This is a genomic window from Streptomyces puniciscabiei (assembly GCF_006715785.1).
Lineage (GTDB): Bacteria > Actinomycetota > Actinomycetes > Streptomycetales > Streptomycetaceae > Streptomyces > Streptomyces puniciscabiei.
In genome coordinates, this window is sequence record NZ_VFNX01000001.1 from 1632800 (window position 1) to 1650821 (window position 18022).

Here is an 18022-nt window from a genome sequence, read left to right on the forward strand (position 1 = left end):
GTGCCGTCATCGGGCTGTCAGTGTGATCGCTCGCACGTTGCGTAACCACCGCCGTAGCGCTGCACTGAATCCATGCTGACGCGAATCGACCACATCGGGATCGCCTGCCACGACCTCGACGCCACCGTCGAGTTCTACAGGGCCACCTACGGCTTCGAGGTGTTCCACACCGAAGTCAACGAGGAGCAGGGCGTGCGCGAGGCCATGCTCAAGATCAACGAGACCTCGGACGGCGGCGCCTCCTACCTCCAGCTGCTGGAGCCGACCCGCGAGGACTCCGCGGTCGGCAAGTGGCTGGCGAAGAACGGCGAGGGCGTGCACCACATCGCCTTCGGCACCGCCGACGTGGACGGGGACGCCGCGGACATCCGGGACAAGGGCGTACGCGTGCTGTACGACGAGCCACGACGCGGCTCCATGGGGTCGCGGATCACCTTCCTGCACCCCAAGGATTGCCATGGCGTGCTCACAGAACTGGTCACTTCGGCCCCGGTTGAGTCCCCTGAGCACTGACCCCCGTACATAAGGGCCGGTAGGGTTGGGGGCGGTCGTCCCTCAAACCGGGACGACCGCATGCCGGGGTCCGGGTTTCGGGGGACGAGCGTCGGGGCAGCAGCCCGTGCTCCGCCGTCTGTCTGACACCATTCCCCGGGGGCCCCGTTCGGCGGATGGACGGAGCTCGTTGGAGAAGCTGACCAGGGGACGGATGGGACCGCGCAGTGCGGGGCTACGAGAGCCAGGAGCGAGAGCCGGCGGCTGACGTCGACCACCTCTCTCGGTTCGAGGCCGAGATGAAGCGGCTGAAGACCGAGCGGGAAAAGGCGATCCAGCACGCCGAGGACCTCGGCTACCAGGTCGAGGTGCTGCGCGCCAAGCTGCACGAGGCGCGCCGCACCCTGATGACCCGGCCCGCCTTCGACGGCGGTGACATCGGCTATCAGGCCGAGCAGTTGCTCCGCAATGCCCAGATGCAGGCCGACCAGCTGCGTCAGGACGCCGAGCGGGAGCTGAGCCAGGCCCGCGCGCAGACCCAGCGCATCCTGCAGGAACACGCCGAGCAGGCCGCCCGGCTCCAGGCCGAACTGCACCAGGAGGCGATCACCCGGCGCCAGCAGCTCGACCAGGAGCTGGCCGAGCGCCGCGCCACCGTCGAGTCGCACGTCAACGAGAACGTGGCCTGGGCGGAGCAGCTGCGCGCCCGCACCGAACAGCAGGCCCGCCGGCTGCTGGAGGAGTCCCGCGCCGAGGCCGAGCAGGCGCTGGCCACCGCCCGCGCCGAGGCCGAGCGGCTGACCCGGGAGGCCCGCGAGCGGCTCCAGAGCGACGCCGAGACGGCCCGCTCGGAGGCCGAGCAGATCCTGCGCCGCGCCCGCACGGACGCAGAACGCCTGCTGAACGCCGCCTCCCAGCAGGCCCAGGAGGCCACCGACCACGCCGAGCGGCTGCGCACCGACGCGGCCGGCGAGTCGGACAGCGCCCGCCGGCAGGCCGCCGAGCTGAGCCGGGCCGCCGAGGAGCGGATGGCGGCGGCCGAGGAGGCACTGCGCAAGGCGCAGACCGAGGCCGAGAAGCTGGTCACGGAGGCGGAGCAGGCCGCCGCCAAGACCCTCTCCAGCGCCGAGGCCGCGGGCGAGGCCCGCACGCGCACCGCGAAGGAGCAGGTCGCCCGGCTGGTCGAGGAGGCCACCAAGGAGGCCGAGACCACCCGGTCCGAGGCCGAGCAGCTGGTCGCCGACGCCCGTGCCGAGGCCGAGAAGATCGTCGCCGAGGCCGCCGAGAAGGCCCGCACGATCACCGCCGAGGAGAGCGCGACCCAGCTGTCCAAGGCGGCCAAGACCGCCGAGGACGTGCTCAACAAGGCGTCCGAGGAGGCCAAGCGGACCACCAGGGCCGCCGCCGAGGAGGCCGAGCGGATCCGCACCGAGGCCGAGGCCGAGGCGGACCGGCTGCGGGCCGAGGCGCACGACATCGCCGAGCAGCTCAAGGGCGCGGCGAAGGACGACACCAAGGAGTACCGCGCCAAGACGGTCGAGCTGCAGGAGGAGGCCCGCCGGCTGCGCGGCGAGGCCGAGCAGCTGCGCGCCGACGCGGTCGCCGAGGGCGAGTCGATCCGTGCCGAGGCCCGCCGCGAGGCGGTCGCACAGATCGAGGAGGCGGCCAGGTCCGCCGAGGAGCTGCTGGCCAAGGCCAAGGCGGACGCCGACGAGCTGCGGCAGAAGGCGACCACCGACAGCGAGAAGGTCCGCACCGAGGCCATCGAGCGGGCCACCAGCCTGCGCCGGCAGGCCGAGGAGACGCTGGACCGGACCCGCAAGGAGGCCGAGCGGCTGCGCGCCGAGGCCGACGAGCAGGCCGAGTCGGTCAAGGCGGACGCCGAGCGGGCCGCGCGTGAGCTGCGCGAGGAGACCGAGCGCGCCGTCGAGGCCCGCCGTGCCGAGGCCGCCGAGGAGCTGGCGCGGCTGCAGGCCGAGGCGCAGGACCGGCTGGAGTCGGCCGAGCAGGCGCTCACGGACGCCCGCGAGGAGGCCGCCCGGATCCGCCGCGAGGCCGCCGAGGAGGCCGAGCGGCTGCGCACCGAGGCCGCGGACCGGATCCGCACGCTCCAGCAGCAGGCCGAGGCCGAGGCGGACCGGCTGCGCACCGAGGCCGCGTCCGACGCGTCCGCCTCCCGCGCCGAGGGCGAGGCCATCGCCGTACGGCTGCGCAGCGAGGCCGCCGCCGAGGCCGAGCGGCTGAAGGCGGAGGCCCAGGACACCGCCGACCGGGTGCGCGCGGAGGCGCAGGCCGCCGCCGAGCGGCTCGGCGCCGAGGCGTCCGAGACGCTGGCCGCCGCCCAGGAGGAGGCCGCCCGGCGCCGCCGCGAGGCCGAGGAGACCCTCGGTTCGGCCCGCGAGGAGGCCGACCAGGAGCGGCTGCGGGCCCGCGAGCAGAGCGAGGAGCTGCTGGCCGTAGCGCGTGCGCGCGTGGAGGAGGCGCAGGCCGAGGCGACCCGGCTGGTCGAGGAGGCCGACCGGCGCGCCACCGAGATGGTGTCCGCCGCCGAGCAGCACGCCCAGCAGGTGCGGGACTCCGTCGCCGGGCTGCACGAGCAGGCGCAGGAGGAGATCGCCGGGCTGCGGTCGGCCGCCGAGCACGCGGCGGACCGTACCCGGCGGGAGGCCGAGGAGGAGGCGGACCGGGTCCGCGCCGACGCCTACGCCGAGCGGGAGCGGGCGAGCGAGGACGCGAGCCGCGTCCGGCGCGAGGCGAACGAGGCGTCGGAGGCCGCCAAGGCGCTGGCCGAGCGTACGGTCGCGGAGGCGATGGCGGAGTCCGAGCGGCTGCGCGCGGACGCCGGCGACTACGCCCAGCGGGTGCGCACCGAGGCCTCGGACGCCCTCGCCGAGGCCGACCAGGCCGCCGCCCGGACCCGGGCGGACGCCCGCGAGGACGCCAACCGGATCCGCTCCGACGCGGCGACCCAGGCGGACACCCTCATCACCGAGGCCCGCAGCGAGGCCGAGCGGCTGCAGACCGAGACGATCGCCGAGGCGGAGCGGCTGCAGACGGAGACCGCCGCCGAGGCCGAGCGGGTGCGCACGGAGGCCCTCGCCGAGGCGGACCGGGTGCGCGCGGAGGCCCTGGCGGCCGCCGAGCAGCTCATCGGGGACGCCACCGGCGAGGCCGAGCGGCTGCGCGCGGAGGCCGCCGAGACGGTCGGCTCGGCGCAGGCGCACGCCGAGCGGCTGCGGGCGGAGGCCGAGCAGCTCAAGGCGGACGCGGAGGACACGGCCGAGCGGCTGGTCGGCTCCGCACGCGAGGAGGCCGAGCGGACCCTGGACGAGGCCCGCAAGGAGGCCAACAAGCGGCGTTCGGAGGCGGCCGAGCAGGTCGACACGCTCATCACCGAGACCACGGCCGAGGTCGACAAGCTGCTCAGCGAGGCGCAGGAGCAGGCGCTGAAGACCACCGCGGACGCCGAGTCGCAGGCCGACACGATGGTCGGCGCGGCCCGCAGCGAGGCCGAGCGGATCGTCTCCGAGGCGACGATCGACGGCAACTCGCTGGTGGAGAAGGCCCGTACGGACGCCGACGAGCTGCTGGTCGGGGCCCGCCGGGACGCGACCGCGATCCGGGAGCGCGCGGAGGAGCTTCGCGACCGCATCACCGCCGAGATCGAGGAGCTGCACGAGCGGGCCCGCCGCGAGGCCGCCGAGACGATGAAGTCCACCGGCGACCGCTGCGACGCGCTCATCAAGGCCGCCGAGGAGCAGCTGGCCAAGGCGGAGGCGAAGGCCAAGGAGCTGCTCTCGGAGGCCAACTCCGAGGCGGGCAAGGTGCGCATCGCCGCCGTCAAGAAGGCGGAGGGGCTGCTCAAGGAGGCCGAGCAGAAGAAGGCCAGCCTCGTCAAGGAGGCCGAGGAGCTCAAGGCCGAGGCGATCCGCGAGGCCCGGCGCACGGTCGAGGAGGGCAAGCGCGAGCTGGAGATCCTGGTGCGCCGGCGCGAGGACATCAACGCCGAGATCTCCCGGGTCCAGGACGTCCTGGAGGCGCTGGAGTCCTTCGAGGCGCCGCCCGGCAAGGACGGCTCGGTCAAGGCCGGCGCGACGGTGGGCGCCCCCCGATCGGGTGGCAAGTCGTCAGACGGCTAACCTGAGCGGTGCGTTCCGGTAACGTCTGGGGGCTTTGCCCGACTCGTTGGCAAGCCGTCCGGCGGTCAGCCACTCAAAAGAGGTGCCATTCTCCAGATCAAAACCGTATCCGCTCGATGACACACCGCTTCGGCCCCTAGGATTCCCCTTATCACCTCACCGGTCTCATTGACAGGAACCCCATGAGCGACACTTCCCCCTACGGCTTCGAGCTTGTGCGGCGTGGGTACGACCGCGCTCAGGTGGACGAACGTATCTCCAAGCTCGTCTCCGACCGTGACAGCGCCCTCGCCCGCATCACCGCCCTGGAGAAGCGCATCGAGGAGCTCCACCTCGAGACGCAGAACGCCCAGGCCCAGGTCACCGACGCCGAGCCGTCGTACGCGGGTCTCGGCGCGCGGGTCGAGAAGATCCTGCGGCTGGCCGAGGAAGAGGCCAAGGAGCTGCGTGAGGAGGCCCGGCGGGCGGCCGAACAGCACCGCGACCTCGCCGAGTCCGCGGCCCAGCAGGTCCGCAACGACGCCGAGTCCTACGCCGCCGAGCGCAAGGCCAAGGCCGAGGACGAGGGCGTCCGGATCGTCGAGAAGGCGAAGGGCGACGCCGCCCAGCTGCGCGCCGAGGCGCAGAAGGACGCGCAGTCCAAGCGCGAGGAGGCGGACGCCCTCTTCGAGGAGACCCGCGCCAAGGCCGCGCAGGCCGCCGCCGACTTCGAGACGAACCTGGCCAAGCGCCGCGAGCAGTCCGAGCGCGACCTGGCCTCGCGTCAGCAGAAGGCCGAGAAGCGCCTCGCCGAGATCGAGCACCGCGCCGAGCAGCTGCGGCTGGAGGCCGAGAAGCTGCGCACCGACGCCGAGCGCCGCGCCCGCCAGACGGTGGAGACCGCCCAGCGCCAGGCCGAGGACATCGTGGCCGACGCCAACGCCAAGGCCGACCGGATCCGTTCGGAATCCGAGCGCGAGCTCGCCGCGCTGACCAACCGCCGCGACTCGATCAACGCCCAGCTGACGAACGTCCGGGAGATGCTGGCGACGCTGACCGGTGCGGCGGTGGCTGCCGCCGGTACGCCGGGTGACGACGAGCCCATCTCTCGTGGGGTGCCGGCGCAGCAGTCCCGGTAACTTCGGGTTGCGGGGCATCTGCGGGTCCGTTGTGGCTGGTCGCGCCCACGCGGCGGAGCCGCATATCGACTCGGCCCCGCGCCCCTTCGGGGCGCGCCTTCGAAGCCCCCTGCCTTCAAGTGGCGGGGGGCTTTCTCCCGTTTTAGCGTGGCCGCATGATCGAGCTGGAGGGGCTGACCAAGCGGTACGGGGAGAAGGTGGCGGTCGACCATCTCACCTTCGCGGTCAGGCCCGGGGTGGTGACCGGGTTCCTCGGGCCCAACGGGGCCGGGAAGTCCACCACCATGCGGATGATCCTCGGGCTCGATCACCCCACCGCCGGTGACGTCCGGATCGACGGCAAGCACTACGAGCAGCTCAAGGACCCGCTGACGTACATCGGCGCGCTGCTGGACGCCAAGGCCGTGCACGGTGGGCGCAGCGCCTACAACCATCTTCTCTGTCTCGCGCAGAGCAACGGCATCCCGAGGCACCGCGTGGGTGAGGTGCTGGACACCGTGGGGCTCGGCGCGGTGGCGCGGAAGAAGGCCAAGGGGTTCTCGTACGGCATGGGGCAGCGGCTGGGGATCGCGGCGGCGCTGCTCGGGGAGCCGCGGATCCTGATGTTCGACGAGCCGGTCAACGGGCTGGACCCGGAGGGCATCCACTGGATCCGGAACCTGATGAAATCGCTGGCCGCACAGGGGCGAACGGTGTTCGTGTCCAGTCACCTGATGAGCGAGATGGCGCTGACCGCCGATCATCTCGTGGTCATCGGGCAGGGACGGCTGCTGGCGGACACGTCCATGGCCGACTTCGTCCGGGAGAACTCGCGCGGTTACGTCCGGATCCGCTCCCCGCAGCGCGAGCGGCTGCTCGATGTGCTGCACGAGGACGGGATCACCGTCGTGGAGGCCGGCGGGGGCGTGCTGGAGGTGGCGGGCGGCAAGGCCGAGCGGATCGGTGAGCTGGCGGCGCGGCACGGGATCGTGCTGCACGAGCTGAGCCCGCAGCAGGCCTCGCTGGAGGAGGCGTTCATGCGGCTGACGGCGCAGGCGGTGGAGTACCACGCGCAGGGCGGGCCGGGGCTCACCGGGCAGGACTGGGGCGCCGGCTGGAAGGGGGTCTGACGGCCATGGCGGCGATGCAGGTCGTGCGGTCCGAGTGGACCAAGATCCGGTCGGTGGCGTCCACGGTGTGGACGCTGTCGCTGGCCGTGCTGGTCACCATCGCCCTCGGGATGCTCATCTCCGCGCTCTCGCGCGGCGACTTCGCCTCGATGCCGGTGCAGGACCAGCTGTCGTTCGATCCGACCTACGTCAGCTTCGCGGGCATGAGCCTGGGCCAGCTCGCCCTGATCGTGTTCGGGGTGCTGGTGGTCTCGAACGAGTACAGCACCGGCATGATCCGGGTCTCGCTGGCCGCCGTACCGCAGCGTGCGGCCTTCCTGTTCGGCAAGATCGCGGTGGCCGGCGCGCTCGCGCTGGCGGTCGGCATGGCCACGAGCTTCGCCGCGTTCTTCCTCGGCCAGGCGGTGCTCGGCCCGTACCGGGCCCGGCTCGGCGATCCGGGCGTCCTGCGCGCGGTGGTCGGCGGCGGGCTCTACATGGTGCTGATCGCGACGTTCTCCATGGGCGTCGCGGCGATGCTGCGCTCGCCGATGCTCTCTCTCGGCATCCTGATGCCGTTCTTCTTCCTGATCTCGAACATTCTCGGCAACGTCGACGCCACCAAGAAGATCGGCCGGTTCCTGCCCGACCAGGCGGGCAGCCGGATCATGCAGGTCGTCCCGAGAGCCGACGACACGCCGTACGGGCCCTGGGGCGGGCTCGGGATCATGGTGCTGTGGGTGATCGCCGCGCTCGTCGGCGGTTACGCAGTGCTCAAGAACCGGGACGCATAGCTTTACTTTCTCTTGGGCGGAACCGTCAGCGCCCCGATATCCTCCTAACCCTTACGGGGGCGGGTCCCCGCTGTCCTGAACCTTTCGATGGGTGCGGAGCATGATCGAGGCTGTCGGCCTGACCAAGCGCTACGGCGACAAGACCGCCGTGTACAACCTTTCCTTCCAGGTGCGGCCGGGTGCCGTCACCGGCTTCCTCGGGCCGAACGGCTCGGGAAAGTCGACGACGATGCGGATGATCCTCGGGCTGGACAATCCCACGTCCGGGTCGGTGACGATCGGCGGCTATCCGTACCGCAAGCTGCCCAACGCCCCCCGCCAGGTCGGCGCGCTGCTCGACGCCAAGGCCGTGCACGGCGGCCGGAGTGCCCGCAACCATCTGCTGAGCCTCGCCCAGCTGTCGGGCATCCCGGCCCGGCGGGTGGACGAGGTGCTCGGCGTGGTCGGGCTGCAGGACGTGGCGCGCAAGCGGTCCAAGGGCTTCTCGCTCGGCATGGGACAGCGCCTCGGCATCGCCGCCGCGCTGCTCGGCGACCCGCAGGTGCTGCTGTTCGACGAGCCGGTCAACGGCCTCGACCCGGAGGGCATCCTCTGGGTCCGCAACCTGATGAAGGCCCTGGCCGCCGAGGGCCGCACCGTCTTCGTCTCCTCGCACCTGATGAGCGAGATGGCGCTCACCGCCGACCACCTCATCGTCATCGGACGCGGCCAGCTGCTCGCCGACATGAGCGTGAAGGACTTCATCTCGGCGAACTCCGCCGACTTCGCCCGGGTGCGCACCCCGGACACCGAGCCGCAGCTGCGCGAGAAGCTCGGCACCACGCTCGCCGAGGCGGGCGGCCATGTGCTGCCGGAGCCGGACGGCGCGCTGCGCGTGACCGGGCTGCCGCTGCCCCGGATCAGCGACCTCGCGCACGAGGCGGGCGTGCGGCTGTGGGAGCTGTCGCCGCACCAGGCCTCGCTGGAGGAGGCGTACATGCGCATGACGCAGGGCGCCGTGGACTACCGCTCGACCATCGACCAGAAGGCGGGCCTGCAGCAGCCGCTGCCGCCGGGCGCCCAGCCGCCCCTGCCGGTCCCCGGCCAGGGCCAGCCCGGCTGGTACGCCCCGCCGCCGCCCCAGCAGGGCGGCCAGCCGTTCGCGATGCCGCAGGCGCCCGCCGGGCCGTACGGCGGCCCCCAGGCGGGCGGCTACGGCGCCCCGCAGGCGGCCGGTCACGGCGCCCCCTCCGGCCCGGCCGCCGACGCCCCCAACCCGTACGCCCAGCAGGCGCAGGCACCTGCCCCGCAGACCATGGCGCTGGGCGCGGTCTCGGCCCCGCAGCCGTCGGCCGGGACTCCGGCGCAGGACGGCTCGCAGGCGCAGGGCGGGCCCTCGGCCCCCACCGCGCCGCAGGCGCAACCGGCCGCACCGGCGCCGCAGGCCCAGGCCCCGCAGACCATGGCGCTGGGCGCGGTCTCGGGGGCCACAGCCACCCCGCAGGCCCCGCAGCCGTCGGCCGGGACTCCGGCGCAGGACGGCTCGCAGGCGCAGGGCGGGCCCTCGGCCCCCACCGCGCCGCAGGCGCAACCGGCCGCACCGGCGCCGCAGGCCCAGGCCCCGCAGACCATGGCGCTGGGCGCGGTCTCGGGGGCCACAGCCACCCCGCAGGCCCCGGAGCAGGCCCCGGCGCCACAGCAGCCGCAGACGCCGGCCGCGGCCCCGCAGGCCCAGCCGGGCGCTTCGGCCCCGGCTCCGCCGCAGCAGGCGCCCGCCGCCGCTCCCCCGGCCCCGGCCGCCGCCCCCGCCCCCGCCCCCGCCGACCTGACCAAGCCCGAGGACGCCCGATGAGCACCCACCAGCCCCCGATGCCGCAGGCCCCGGCCGTCGCGCCCGACTGGCAGGCGGCGCCCGGCGGGTCGTACCCCGGTTACACCTCGCCGATCCCGGTCGTGCGCACCCACCTCGGGCACGCGCTGGCCTCCGAGTGGACCAAGATCAAGTCGGTGCGGTCGACGATCTGGACGCTCGGCGTGTTCGTGGTGCTCGTCCTCGGCATCGGCCTGATGGCCGCCTCCGTGGTCAAGTCCAACTCCGGCTCGGAGAGCCTGACGGACCAGGACCCCCTGCAGTTCGGCTTCTTCGGCCTGCTCCTCGGCAGCATGTGCATCATCACGCTCGGCGTACTGACCACGGCATCGGAGTACGGCACCGGCATGATCCGTACGACGATGACCGCGTGCCCGAGCCGGATCCGGGTGCTCGCCGCCAAGTCGATCGTGTTCTTCCTCGTCGCCTTCGTCGTCACACTGGCCACCTCCGGCTTCGTGGCCATGGTCCAGGCGTCCATGCTGGAAGGAGTCGGCGGCGCCGGCACCCCCTCCACCGGCGAATGGCTCAAGGGGACCGTCGGCATCAGCCTCTACATCGCGCTGCTCGGACTGTTCTCGCTGCTCATCGGGTCGATCATCAGGCACTCCGCGGGCGCCATCACCATCATGATCGGCGCGGTGCTGGCCCCGCTGGTGATCGCGCTGTTCATGGCCTCGCAGTCCCTGGACAAGGTGCGGCAGTGGCTGCTGGAGTACTCCATCCCGAGCCAGATGAGCTGCTTCTACGACAACACCCTGAGCCGCTCCGGCCCCAACGGCTGGGACCCGCTGTGGATCATGCTGGGCCTGTCGGCGGCCGCGTTCGCCGGCGCCGTCGCGCTGCTGCAGAAGCGGGACGTGTGAGGCCGGCCGGCTCCTAGAACCTCGGCGCGTTACGGGACCGCTGCACCCGGGTGGTGCGGCGGTCCTTCGCGTTCCAGCACGCCTTGTGCCAGTGGCGGCGGTCGTCCACGCCCGCGTACTGAGGCCAGGCCACCACGTGCGGGACCCCGGAGGGGATCAGCTGGTCACAGCCCGGGCAGCGGTAGGTCTTGCCCTCCGCGCTCGCCCCGGCGACATGGCGCACGCTCCACTCCTCGCCCTGCCAGCTCTCGGTCGACTGCCAGCCGCCGTACCGGCCGGCGTGGTCGTCCTCGGCGCTCCGGCCCGACGATCCGGCTGCCTTCGGTCGGTTGCGACGCGGGGACACGGGACACCTCTCGGGGCTATACAGGAAGCACGGCTGTCTCCAGCCTACGCGCCGCCAAGTGGGGTACGGGTACGGAACCAACCCGTACAAGTCCCCCTCCAGGGCGACCCATTCTGCAGACAATCCGCAAATCTCTCCGCCGGGCCGTGTCCTGGGCACGTGTCAGACGGTTATGCCGGGTGGGGGAGCTCCGAGCCGGAGCCAAGGAAGCAGGAAATGCGATGTACGTAGGAAGTTTTGTGCTGGGCGCCCAGTTCCCGGGCCAGGGCCCCGGGGAGGCCCTGCACCGGGCGGTCCGCTCGGCGGAGGTCACCGAGGAGGCCGGCCTGGACGCCGTGTGGCTGGCGGAGCACCACTTCGTGCCGTACGGCACGTGCCCGTCCGCCGTCACCCTGGCCGCCCTGCTGCTCGGCCGCACCCGCCGCATCCGGGTCGGCACGGCGGTCAGCGTACTGCCCACCGCCCACCCGGTCGCCCTCGGCGAGCAGGCCGCGCTGCTGCACCTGACGAGCGGCGGACGGTTCACGCTGGGCGTGGGCCGCGGCGGACCCTGGGTGGACCTGGAGGTCTTCGGCGCGGGCCTGGAGGCGTACGAACACGGATTCCCGGAGTCACTCGATCTGCTGCTGCGCTGGCTGAGCGAGCCGCGGGTCGCGGCGTCCGGCGAGCGGTTCAGCTTCCGCGAGGTGCCGGTCGTGCCCCGCCCGTCGGAGGCGCTGACGGAGATCCCGGGCCCCGAGGTCGTCGTCGCGTGCACCTCCCCGGCGAGCGTGCGGCTGGCCGCCGAGCGCGGGCTGCCGATGCTGCTCGGCATGCACGTCGGGGACGAGGAAAAGGCCGAGATGGTCGCCCTGTGGCGGCGCTGCGCCCGGGCGGCGGGCCGGGCGGCCGAGGAAATCGCGGGCGCCGGGCATGTCTCGGCCGGGGTGTGCCAGCTCGCCGACCGGCGCACGGACGCGGCGGAGACGCTCCTGAAGGCCATGCCGGGCTGGCTGAAGCAGGGCCTGGAGGCGCATGTGACGGTCGACGGCCGGGAGCGCGCGATGCGCGACCCCTACGCCTACACCGAACTGCTCTGCGGGCTGCACCCGGTGGGCACCCCGCGGCTGGCCGCCGACCGGCTCGCGGCCACCTCGGAGCGCACCGGCATCTCCCGCTTCGCCCTCCTGGTGGAGGGCTCGGGCGATCTCGCCGCGACGGAGGAGAACCTGCGGCGGCTGGGCGCCGAGGTGCTGCCCCAGCTGCGCTGAGCCGCCGGCCGACTCCCGGGCCGCCTCGGGGGCTTGCCGCCCCAGCACTGAATGCACCTCCCGCGGGTGGAGCGGCAAGCAAGCGGCTCACAGCGTCTGCCGTACCCGGGCTGCCCCGTCAGCAGTCCCGGAGTTCCGGCGACTGGTTCAGCAACTGGCTGCGTACCGAGGTGAAGCGGGCCAACGTCTCGTCCACCGAGGCGTCCAGCGGGAACACCGCCACCCGGTGGCAGTTCTGGAAGGCCAGCCGCACACCGAAGTGCCGCTGCAGGGCGCCGCGGATGGCGTCACTCGCGAGCGCACGCAGCAGCTGACCGCGTGCCTGCTCGTCCGGCGGGGGCGTCTGGTTGTCGGCGAACGGTCCGCCGTCGACCTTCAGCTGGGCCACCAGGGAGCTGATCATCTCCCACGCGTAGGGCAGGGAGGTCCGGACGCAGTCGACGAATTCTGCTTCGTCGACCTCGCCTCGCTCGGCCTGTTCGAGTAGGGCCGGTGAGACGTCGAGCGACATGGGTACTCCTCTCGCACCCCCGAAGAGCAGGGGTTGCCGGACAGAAAGGGGAGGTTCGCTATTTCGAACACGCTCAGTACACGGGTCGCGACCTCCCGTTTACTACGGTAGGCAACCGTAGGTGACCACACCAGCAGAATGCGTATATGGAACGGTCCCTTTACGGGCACAATCGGCCAGGGATGAACAAGAGTTTCCAGGGACAATTGGGGCGATCGATCGGGAGCGGGGCGGGCGAATCGCGCGCACCGAGGGGCGTCGAGTAGCGTTGCCGACCATGCGTCTCGTCATTGCCCGATGCTCGGTCGACTACGCCGGCCGGCTCACCGCCCACCTGCCCTCGGCGCCCCGCCTGATCCTGGTCAAGGCGGACGGCAGCGTCTCCATCCACGCCGACGACCGGGCCTACAAGCCCCTCAACTGGATGTCGCCGCCCTGCACGCTGAAGGAGGGCGCGGGCGAGGACGAGGGCGTGTGGACGGTCGTCAACAAAGCGGGCGAGAAACTGATCATCACGATGGAGGAGATCCTCCACGACTCCTCGCACGAACTCGGCGTGGATCCCGGTCTGATCAAGGACGGCGTGGAAGCGCACCTGCAGGAGCTGCTCGCCGACCGCATCGAGACGCTCGGCGAGGGATACACGTTGATCCGCCGCGAGTACATGACGGCCATCGGGCCGGTGGACATCCTGTGCCGGGACGCGGACGGCCGGACGGTGGCGGTGGAGATCAAGCGCCGGGGCGAGATCGACGGTGTGGAGCAACTCACCCGCTACCTCGACCTGTTGAACCGCGACCCCCATCTGGCGCCGGTCCGCGGCATCTTCGCCGCGCAGGAGATCAAGCCCCAGGCCCGCGTCCTCGCCACCGACCGCGGCATCGACTGCCAGATCCTCGACTACGACGCCCTGCGCGGCATCGAGGACGACAAGCTCCGCTTGTTCTGAGCGAGCGGTGTCGCGCCGCTGGGCTCGTCTCCCCCAGCGCCGCGGATGTCTTCCCCGCCGCTGATCTCTTCCCCGCCGCGACGGCGTTCAGCCACGACGGCGGTGACCGGCGGTGCCGAACCGGCCTGAGGCCCGTGGGGCACCGCCGAACACCGCCGTACGGGCTGGGCGCCGTCGGGGCGGAAACAGGGAAGCGGCGTGGATGGGGCGGGCAGCGGATCGCGGTCGACGACGGCCCAGGAGGCGAGGGCCACCACGCGCCCAGGATGGGTGCGCGGTGGCCGTTTCACATCACCGTGCCCGAGCCGCTCGGTGTTCCCGTGCCCGCGCTCTGGGACGCGCTCGCGGGGCTGCTGGACGCCGGGCCGCTTGCCGTGTCCGTCGTGGACGGGGTCGTACCGCCCGTCGGGGTCGGGGGTGGCGTGGTCGATGAGGAGGACGTCGGCGGGGTCGAGGGCGGTGTGCTGCCCCCGGAGGGTGTCGTCGGTGGCGGTGAACCCGGCTTGGTCGTGTGGGACTTGGACGGTGTCGGGGTCGTACCCCCGCCGCCCGTGCCCTTGGTGTGGCTCGGGTCGGCCGAGGGGGATGTGACCGGCTGGGTCGGGGTCGGGTCGTCCGTCGTGCCGTACGTGCCGTCGGGGCCCGGGTTCGTGGCGCGGGTGGCGGGCCGGGCCGAACCGGCGCCTGCCGGCGGGGTCTGGTTCGGGTCGGCGCCCAGGGTGCCGTCGGACGGGTCCTGGCTCGCCGAGGGGTTGACGTCGACCTTGCCGGCCGGGTTCTTGTCGGCGTTCTCGTTGGACGTCATGCCCAGAGTGACGACCGTACCCAGCACGGCGGCGAGCAGCGCCCCGGAGCCGACCGCGACGAGGTTGCGGCGGGCCAGCTGCCGGAAGCCCCCGCCCCGCTGCGTGCCGGCGGCCGGGAGCCGGTGGGTGACCAGGGGGTCGCCGACGGGCACGTACGGCGGCGGCGCCGACTCCTCCTGCCGTACCTCCGGCAGCTCCTCCCCCGCCGACACCGGGACACCCGGTACGTCACCCGAGCGGTCGGCGACCAGCGCGAGCGCCCGGCGCCCGGCGACCGTGCCCCGCTTGTCGGCGAGCGCCCCGCGCAGCCCGATGGACGCCTCCAACTCGGCGCGGGCCCGGTCGAGCTGGCCGGCGCAGAGCGCGAGGACACCCAACTCGTGGTGGAAATAGGCTTGATCGGATACCTCACCGGCCACCCGGGACGCCTCCGCGCCGGAGCGCAGTGCCCGTTCCCAGGCGCTGAAGTGCAGCCCGGCGGCGAACGCGGGCGCGGCCGTGCGGGCGAGCCGTACCGCGCAGCTCTCCTCGCCCTCGGCGGACGGAGCCGGGAGCGGGACGATCGCGGCGAGTGCGGCCAGGATCGCGTCCGCCTCCGCGCACACCCGCTCGGGAGTGACCGAGGGATGCCCGGCCCACCAGGCGTAGTGCTCGGCGGCGGCCAGCGCCTGGGCCGGGGCGTCGTCGGCGTACCCGGCGGCCTCCAGCTGGGTCTGCACACCGGCCGCGAGCCGGTAGCGGCCGCCGACCGGCGAGACCAGTCCGCAGGCGGCCAGCTCGCCGAGGGCGGCGTCGGCGTGGGTGTCCCCGATCAGCGCCGGCAGGTGCGCCTGGTGCGGCACCTCGCCGCCGAGGGCGACGGCGAAACGCAGTGCGGCGCGCGCGGAGGCGCTGAGCCGGGAGGCGAGCAGCGGGGCGGGCGCGGCGGCCTCGCCGAGGGAGGGCAGCGGGACCTCGTCCGCCGGCTCCAGGGACGGCTCGCCCGGCGGGCGCACGTCCTCGAAGACGCCGTACTCGTCCACGGCTCCGGTGCTGGCCCGCAGTTCCTCGCGCTGCCGGAGCAGGGCGCCGGCCTGGACGAACCTGAGCGGCAGCCCTTCGGACTCGAACCACAGGTCGCCGGCCCAGTTGGCCTCCTCCTCGGTGAGGACCCGGCCGACGGTCCGCTCCAGGATCTCCACCCCGCCGGCGCGGTCGAGGCCGGCGAGGAAGACCTCCTCGACCTCGGATCCCTCGGAGGGCGCGGGCACGTCGGGGGTGGCGCCGATCAGGAAGGCGCACTCGGGCGTGGCGTCGAGGAGTTCGTCGAGGGCGGCGCCGCCGAAGTCGATGTCGTCCAGGACGACGACCGCGCCGATCTCGCGGACGTAGGCGCGCAGTTCGTCCGGGTCGGGGCGGTGACGCGGGGCGTCGTACACGGCGTGGAAGAGGTCGTACAGGAGGTCGCCCACGGTGCGGTGGAAGCCGTTCAGGCGCACCACGCCGTCGGGGGCGAGGTCCAGGCAGTCCTCGGCGACCAGGTCCAGCAGGGCACTGCGGCCGGAGCCGCCGGGCCCGGTGAGCCGTACCGAACGGCCGCGGGCCAGCAGCCGGACCAGGCGCTCGCGCTCGTCCTGGCGCTCCAGGAGGGAGAGCGACGGCTGGGCGGGGCCCGGCGGCACGGGGGGCCGGGCGGCACGCTCGGCCTCGGCGCGCTCGGTGGCGGTGCGCTTGCGGGGCCGCTCCGGTCGCTCGATGGGCGGGCAGGGTTCTATCTCGCTGCCGTCGACGGGATTCACGGTCAGCAGCAGGTCGCCCGTCACGAGGTGCGCCGTACGGGCGAGCGCGGGCGTGCTCTGACCGAAGTCGGAGGTCAGGGATTCCCGGGGCGGCCGGCGGCTCGCGGCCTGGCCGTGCTCCTCGGATCCCCGGTGGATCGGGTCCATGGGTTCCATGGGTTCAAACCCCCCAAAAGCGTCGTGTGCCCGTGATGTCGGCCCCTCCCGGCCTTGTCGCACACCGCGCTGTCGCTTCTGGTCCGGGCCCGCTCGGTCGAGGGTTGCGAGGCGGCGGGCGACCGAACCCTAAACCTTCGCTCAGTATCTCCGACAGGGTGGGGTGCCGTGCGGTCCGAGACATCACAGTCCGGTGAGGATTGCCCGCGTCGCGCGCTTCGACGGCTGCGCCCGGGTCTCCCGCGTCGCCCGTTTCCCACCTGCTCGTGGCGTTACACCCGGGGCAGCGACTCCACCCCGATGCCGCCCTCGATGGCGAGGATGCGGTGCAGCCGGGTGGCGACCAGCAGGCGCTGCATCTGCGGCGGGACACCGCGCAGCACCAGACGGCGCCCGCAGCGGCCGGCCCGCCGATGGGCACCCATGATCACCCCGAGTCCGGTGGCGTCCCAGGAGTCCAGTTCGGACAGGTCGAGCACCAGGTCGCCGACTCCGGTGTCGACGGCCGTGTGCAGGGCCGTACGGGCGTCCGCCGCGCTGCGGACGTCGAGGCGGCCCCCGACGACCAGCTCGGCGTGGTCGCCCCTGATATGCATATGCGCTCCCCGTTGAGTGCGGTTGGCGTACTCCGTGACGTTGCAACGTCTGACTGTGTGAGTGGTGGTGCGGTTGCTGTTTGTAAGCGAACCGATACCGAATTCACCCCGGGGAGTGATACCCCCGGGGGTGAGATCCGACGAAAGTCCGTGCAGATGGTGCTCAGTACTTGTAGAAGCCCTGCCCGCTCTTGCGGCCGATGTCACCGGCATCCACCATCCGGCGCATCAGCTCCGGCGGGGCGAACTTCTCGTCCTGGGACTCGGTGTAGATGTTGCTGGTGGCGTGCAGCAGGATGTCCACGCCGGTGAGGTCGGCGGTGGCCAGCGGGCCCATGGCATGGCCGAAGCCCAGCTTGCAGGCGAGGTCGATGTCCTCGGCCGTCGCGACGCCGGACTCGTAGAGCTTGGTCGCCTCCACCACGAGGGCGGAGATGAGGCGGGTGGTCACGAAGCCGGCCACGTCCCGGTTGACGACGATGCAGGTCTTGCCGACGGACTCGGCGAACTCCCGCGCGGTCGCGAGGGCTTCGTCACTCGTCTTGTAGCCGCGGACCAGCTCGACGAGCTGCATCATCGGCACCGGTGAGAAGAAGTGGACGCCGACGACCCGCTCGGGGTGCTCGGTGGCCGCCGCGATCTTGGTGATCGGGATGGCGGAGGTATTGGAGGCGAGCACGGCGTCCTCGCGCACGAGCTTGTCGAGCGCGCGGAAGATCTCGTGCTTGACCTCCAGTTTCTCGAATACGGCCTCGACCACGATGTCGGCGTCGGCGGCGGCGTCCAGCTCGGTGGTCGGGGTGATACGGGCCAGGGCGGCCTCGGCGTCACCCGCCGCCAGTTTCCCCTTGCTCACGAACTTGTCGTACGAGGCCTTGATGCCGTCGGTGCCACGCTTCAGTGCCTCGTCGGTGACGTCCCGCAGGACGACGTCCCAGCCCGCCTGCGCGGCGACCTGAGCGATCCCGGACCCCATGAGACCGGCCCCGATGACGGCGAGCTTCCGTGCCACTCCGACTCCCTTGAACGCGCTCCAAGTCTGCTTCTCCGGCGGACCATAGCGCTCCGGAGCGACTGTGTGACCGTTAAGTAACGCGCGTCACGTCTCACTTGACGGACATCACACCGGCCGGAGTGCGACCGCCTCTGCCGGGCCCCGATCGGGTCGCGCCCGCGCGGCCCCCTCTTGGGTGTCGCTTCAGCACAGGGGGCCGCACGGTTTCCCAGTGCGGTGTCGAGTGGCGCCTTGGGGCTCCCCATGATGGCGGTGTACGCCGTGGTTCG

13 protein-coding genes and 1 pseudogene are annotated in these 18022 nt (G+C 72.7%); 9 read left to right on the forward strand and 5 right to left on the reverse strand.

What is annotated here, in order from left to right:
• The first annotated feature begins 72 nt into the window (after positions 1-72).
• The 7 genes and pseudogenes from mce to FB563_RS07280 all read left to right on the forward strand — a co-directional run bounded on the left by mce (position 73) and on the right by FB563_RS07280 (position 10346).
• The gene (gene mce, locus FB563_RS07245) at positions 73-513 is read left to right on the forward strand and encodes a methylmalonyl-CoA epimerase (protein WP_055704832.1); all 441 of its coding nucleotides are present in this window, start codon (positions 73-75) and stop codon (positions 511-513) included.
• 206 nt (positions 514-719) lie between these two features.
• Positions 720-4631 carry a polarized growth protein Scy gene (gene scy, locus FB563_RS07250; protein ID WP_055704833.1) on the forward strand — a complete coding sequence of 1304 codons (3912 nt, stop codon included), beginning with the start codon at positions 720-722 and terminating at the stop codon, positions 4629-4631.
• Between the two features lie 182 nt (positions 4632-4813).
• Positions 4814-5749, forward strand: coding sequence for a coiled-coil domain-containing protein (locus tag FB563_RS07255; protein ID WP_055704834.1), 936 nt, complete (start codon positions 4814-4816; stop codon positions 5747-5749).
• A gap of 155 nt (positions 5750-5904) precedes the next feature.
• Positions 5905-6858, forward strand: a complete 954-nt coding sequence (locus FB563_RS07260) for an ATP-binding cassette domain-containing protein (protein ID WP_055704835.1) — start codon at positions 5905-5907, stop codon at positions 6856-6858.
• 5 nt (positions 6859-6863) lie between these two features.
• Positions 6864-7631, forward strand: a complete 768-nt coding sequence (locus tag FB563_RS07265) for an ABC transporter permease (RefSeq protein WP_055704836.1) — start codon at positions 6864-6866, stop codon at positions 7629-7631.
• 100 nt (positions 7632-7731) lie between these two features.
• Positions 7732-8976: pseudogene (locus FB563_RS07270) on the forward strand (ABC transporter ATP-binding protein); the annotation flags it as partial.
• 482 nt (positions 8977-9458) lie between these two features.
• Positions 9459-10346 (forward strand): ABC transporter permease, encoded by an 888-nt coding sequence (locus FB563_RS07280; RefSeq protein ID WP_142218542.1) that lies wholly within the window; start codon positions 9459-9461, stop codon positions 10344-10346.
• A gap of 13 nt (positions 10347-10359) precedes the next feature.
• On the opposite strand, the gene FB563_RS07285 is transcribed toward FB563_RS07280, so the two are convergent.
• Positions 10360-10692, reverse strand: a complete 333-nt coding sequence (locus FB563_RS07285) for a hypothetical protein (RefSeq protein WP_055704179.1) — start codon at positions 10690-10692, stop codon at positions 10360-10362.
• Between the two features lie 221 nt (positions 10693-10913).
• On the opposite strand from FB563_RS07285, the gene FB563_RS07290 reads away from it, so the two are divergent.
• Positions 10914-11942 (forward strand): LLM class flavin-dependent oxidoreductase, encoded by a 1029-nt coding sequence (locus tag FB563_RS07290; protein ID WP_055704180.1) that lies wholly within the window; start codon positions 10914-10916, stop codon positions 11940-11942.
• Positions 11943-12060: 118 nt separating this feature from the next.
• Here FB563_RS07290 and FB563_RS07295 read toward each other — a convergent pair whose 3' ends face one another.
• Positions 12061-12453 carry an SCO5389 family protein gene (locus tag FB563_RS07295; RefSeq protein WP_055704181.1) on the reverse strand — a complete coding sequence of 131 codons (393 nt, stop codon included), beginning with the start codon at positions 12451-12453 and terminating at the stop codon, positions 12061-12063.
• Between the two features lie 277 nt (positions 12454-12730).
• Between FB563_RS07295 and nucS the strand changes: the two genes are divergently transcribed.
• The gene (gene nucS, locus FB563_RS07300) at positions 12731-13402 is read left to right on the forward strand and encodes an endonuclease NucS (RefSeq protein WP_055704182.1); all 672 of its coding nucleotides are present in this window, start codon (positions 12731-12733) and stop codon (positions 13400-13402) included.
• Positions 13403-13688: 286 nt separating this feature from the next.
• On the opposite strand, the gene FB563_RS07305 is transcribed toward nucS, so the two are convergent.
• The 3 genes from FB563_RS07305 to FB563_RS07315 all read right to left on the reverse strand — a co-directional run bounded on the left by FB563_RS07305 (position 13689) and on the right by FB563_RS07315 (position 17750).
• Entirely contained in the window at positions 13689-16133 is a 2445-nt protein-coding gene (locus FB563_RS07305; RefSeq protein WP_055704183.1) for an ATP-binding protein, read from the reverse strand.
• A gap of 281 nt (positions 16134-16414) precedes the next feature.
• Positions 16415-16738 carry an STAS domain-containing protein gene (locus FB563_RS07310; protein WP_055704184.1) on the reverse strand — a complete coding sequence of 108 codons (324 nt, stop codon included), beginning with the start codon at positions 16736-16738 and terminating at the stop codon, positions 16415-16417.
• Between the two features lie 163 nt (positions 16739-16901).
• Positions 16902-17750 carry a 3-hydroxyacyl-CoA dehydrogenase family protein gene (locus FB563_RS07315; RefSeq protein WP_055704185.1) on the reverse strand — a complete coding sequence of 283 codons (849 nt, stop codon included), beginning with the start codon at positions 17748-17750 and terminating at the stop codon, positions 16902-16904.
• Positions 17751-18022 lie beyond the last annotated feature (272 nt).

Coding starts and splice junctions, on each gene's coding strand:
- mce (WP_055704832.1), top strand. CDS start 73: ATGCTGACGCGAATCGACCACATCGGGATCGCCTGCCACGACCTCGAC.
- FB563_RS07255 (WP_055704834.1), top strand. CDS start 4,814: ATGAGCGACACTTCCCCCTACGGCTTCGAGCTTGTGCGGCGTGGGTAC.
- FB563_RS07260 (WP_055704835.1), top strand. CDS start 5,905: ATGATCGAGCTGGAGGGGCTGACCAAGCGGTACGGGGAGAAGGTGGCG.
- FB563_RS07265 (WP_055704836.1), top strand. CDS start 6,864: ATGGCGGCGATGCAGGTCGTGCGGTCCGAGTGGACCAAGATCCGGTCG.
- FB563_RS07280 (WP_142218542.1), top strand. CDS start 9,459: ATGAGCACCCACCAGCCCCCGATGCCGCAGGCCCCGGCCGTCGCGCCC.
- FB563_RS07290 (WP_055704180.1), top strand. CDS start 10,914: ATGTACGTAGGAAGTTTTGTGCTGGGCGCCCAGTTCCCGGGCCAGGGC.
- FB563_RS07295 (WP_055704181.1), bottom strand. CDS start 12,453: ATGTCGCTCGACGTCTCACCGGCCCTACTCGAACAGGCCGAGCGAGGC.
- nucS (WP_055704182.1), top strand. CDS start 12,731: ATGCGTCTCGTCATTGCCCGATGCTCGGTCGACTACGCCGGCCGGCTC.
- FB563_RS07305 (WP_055704183.1), bottom strand. CDS start 16,133: ATGGACCCGATCCACCGGGGATCCGAGGAGCACGGCCAGGCCGCGAGC.
- FB563_RS07310 (WP_055704184.1), bottom strand. CDS start 16,738: ATGCATATCAGGGGCGACCACGCCGAGCTGGTCGTCGGGGGCCGCCTC.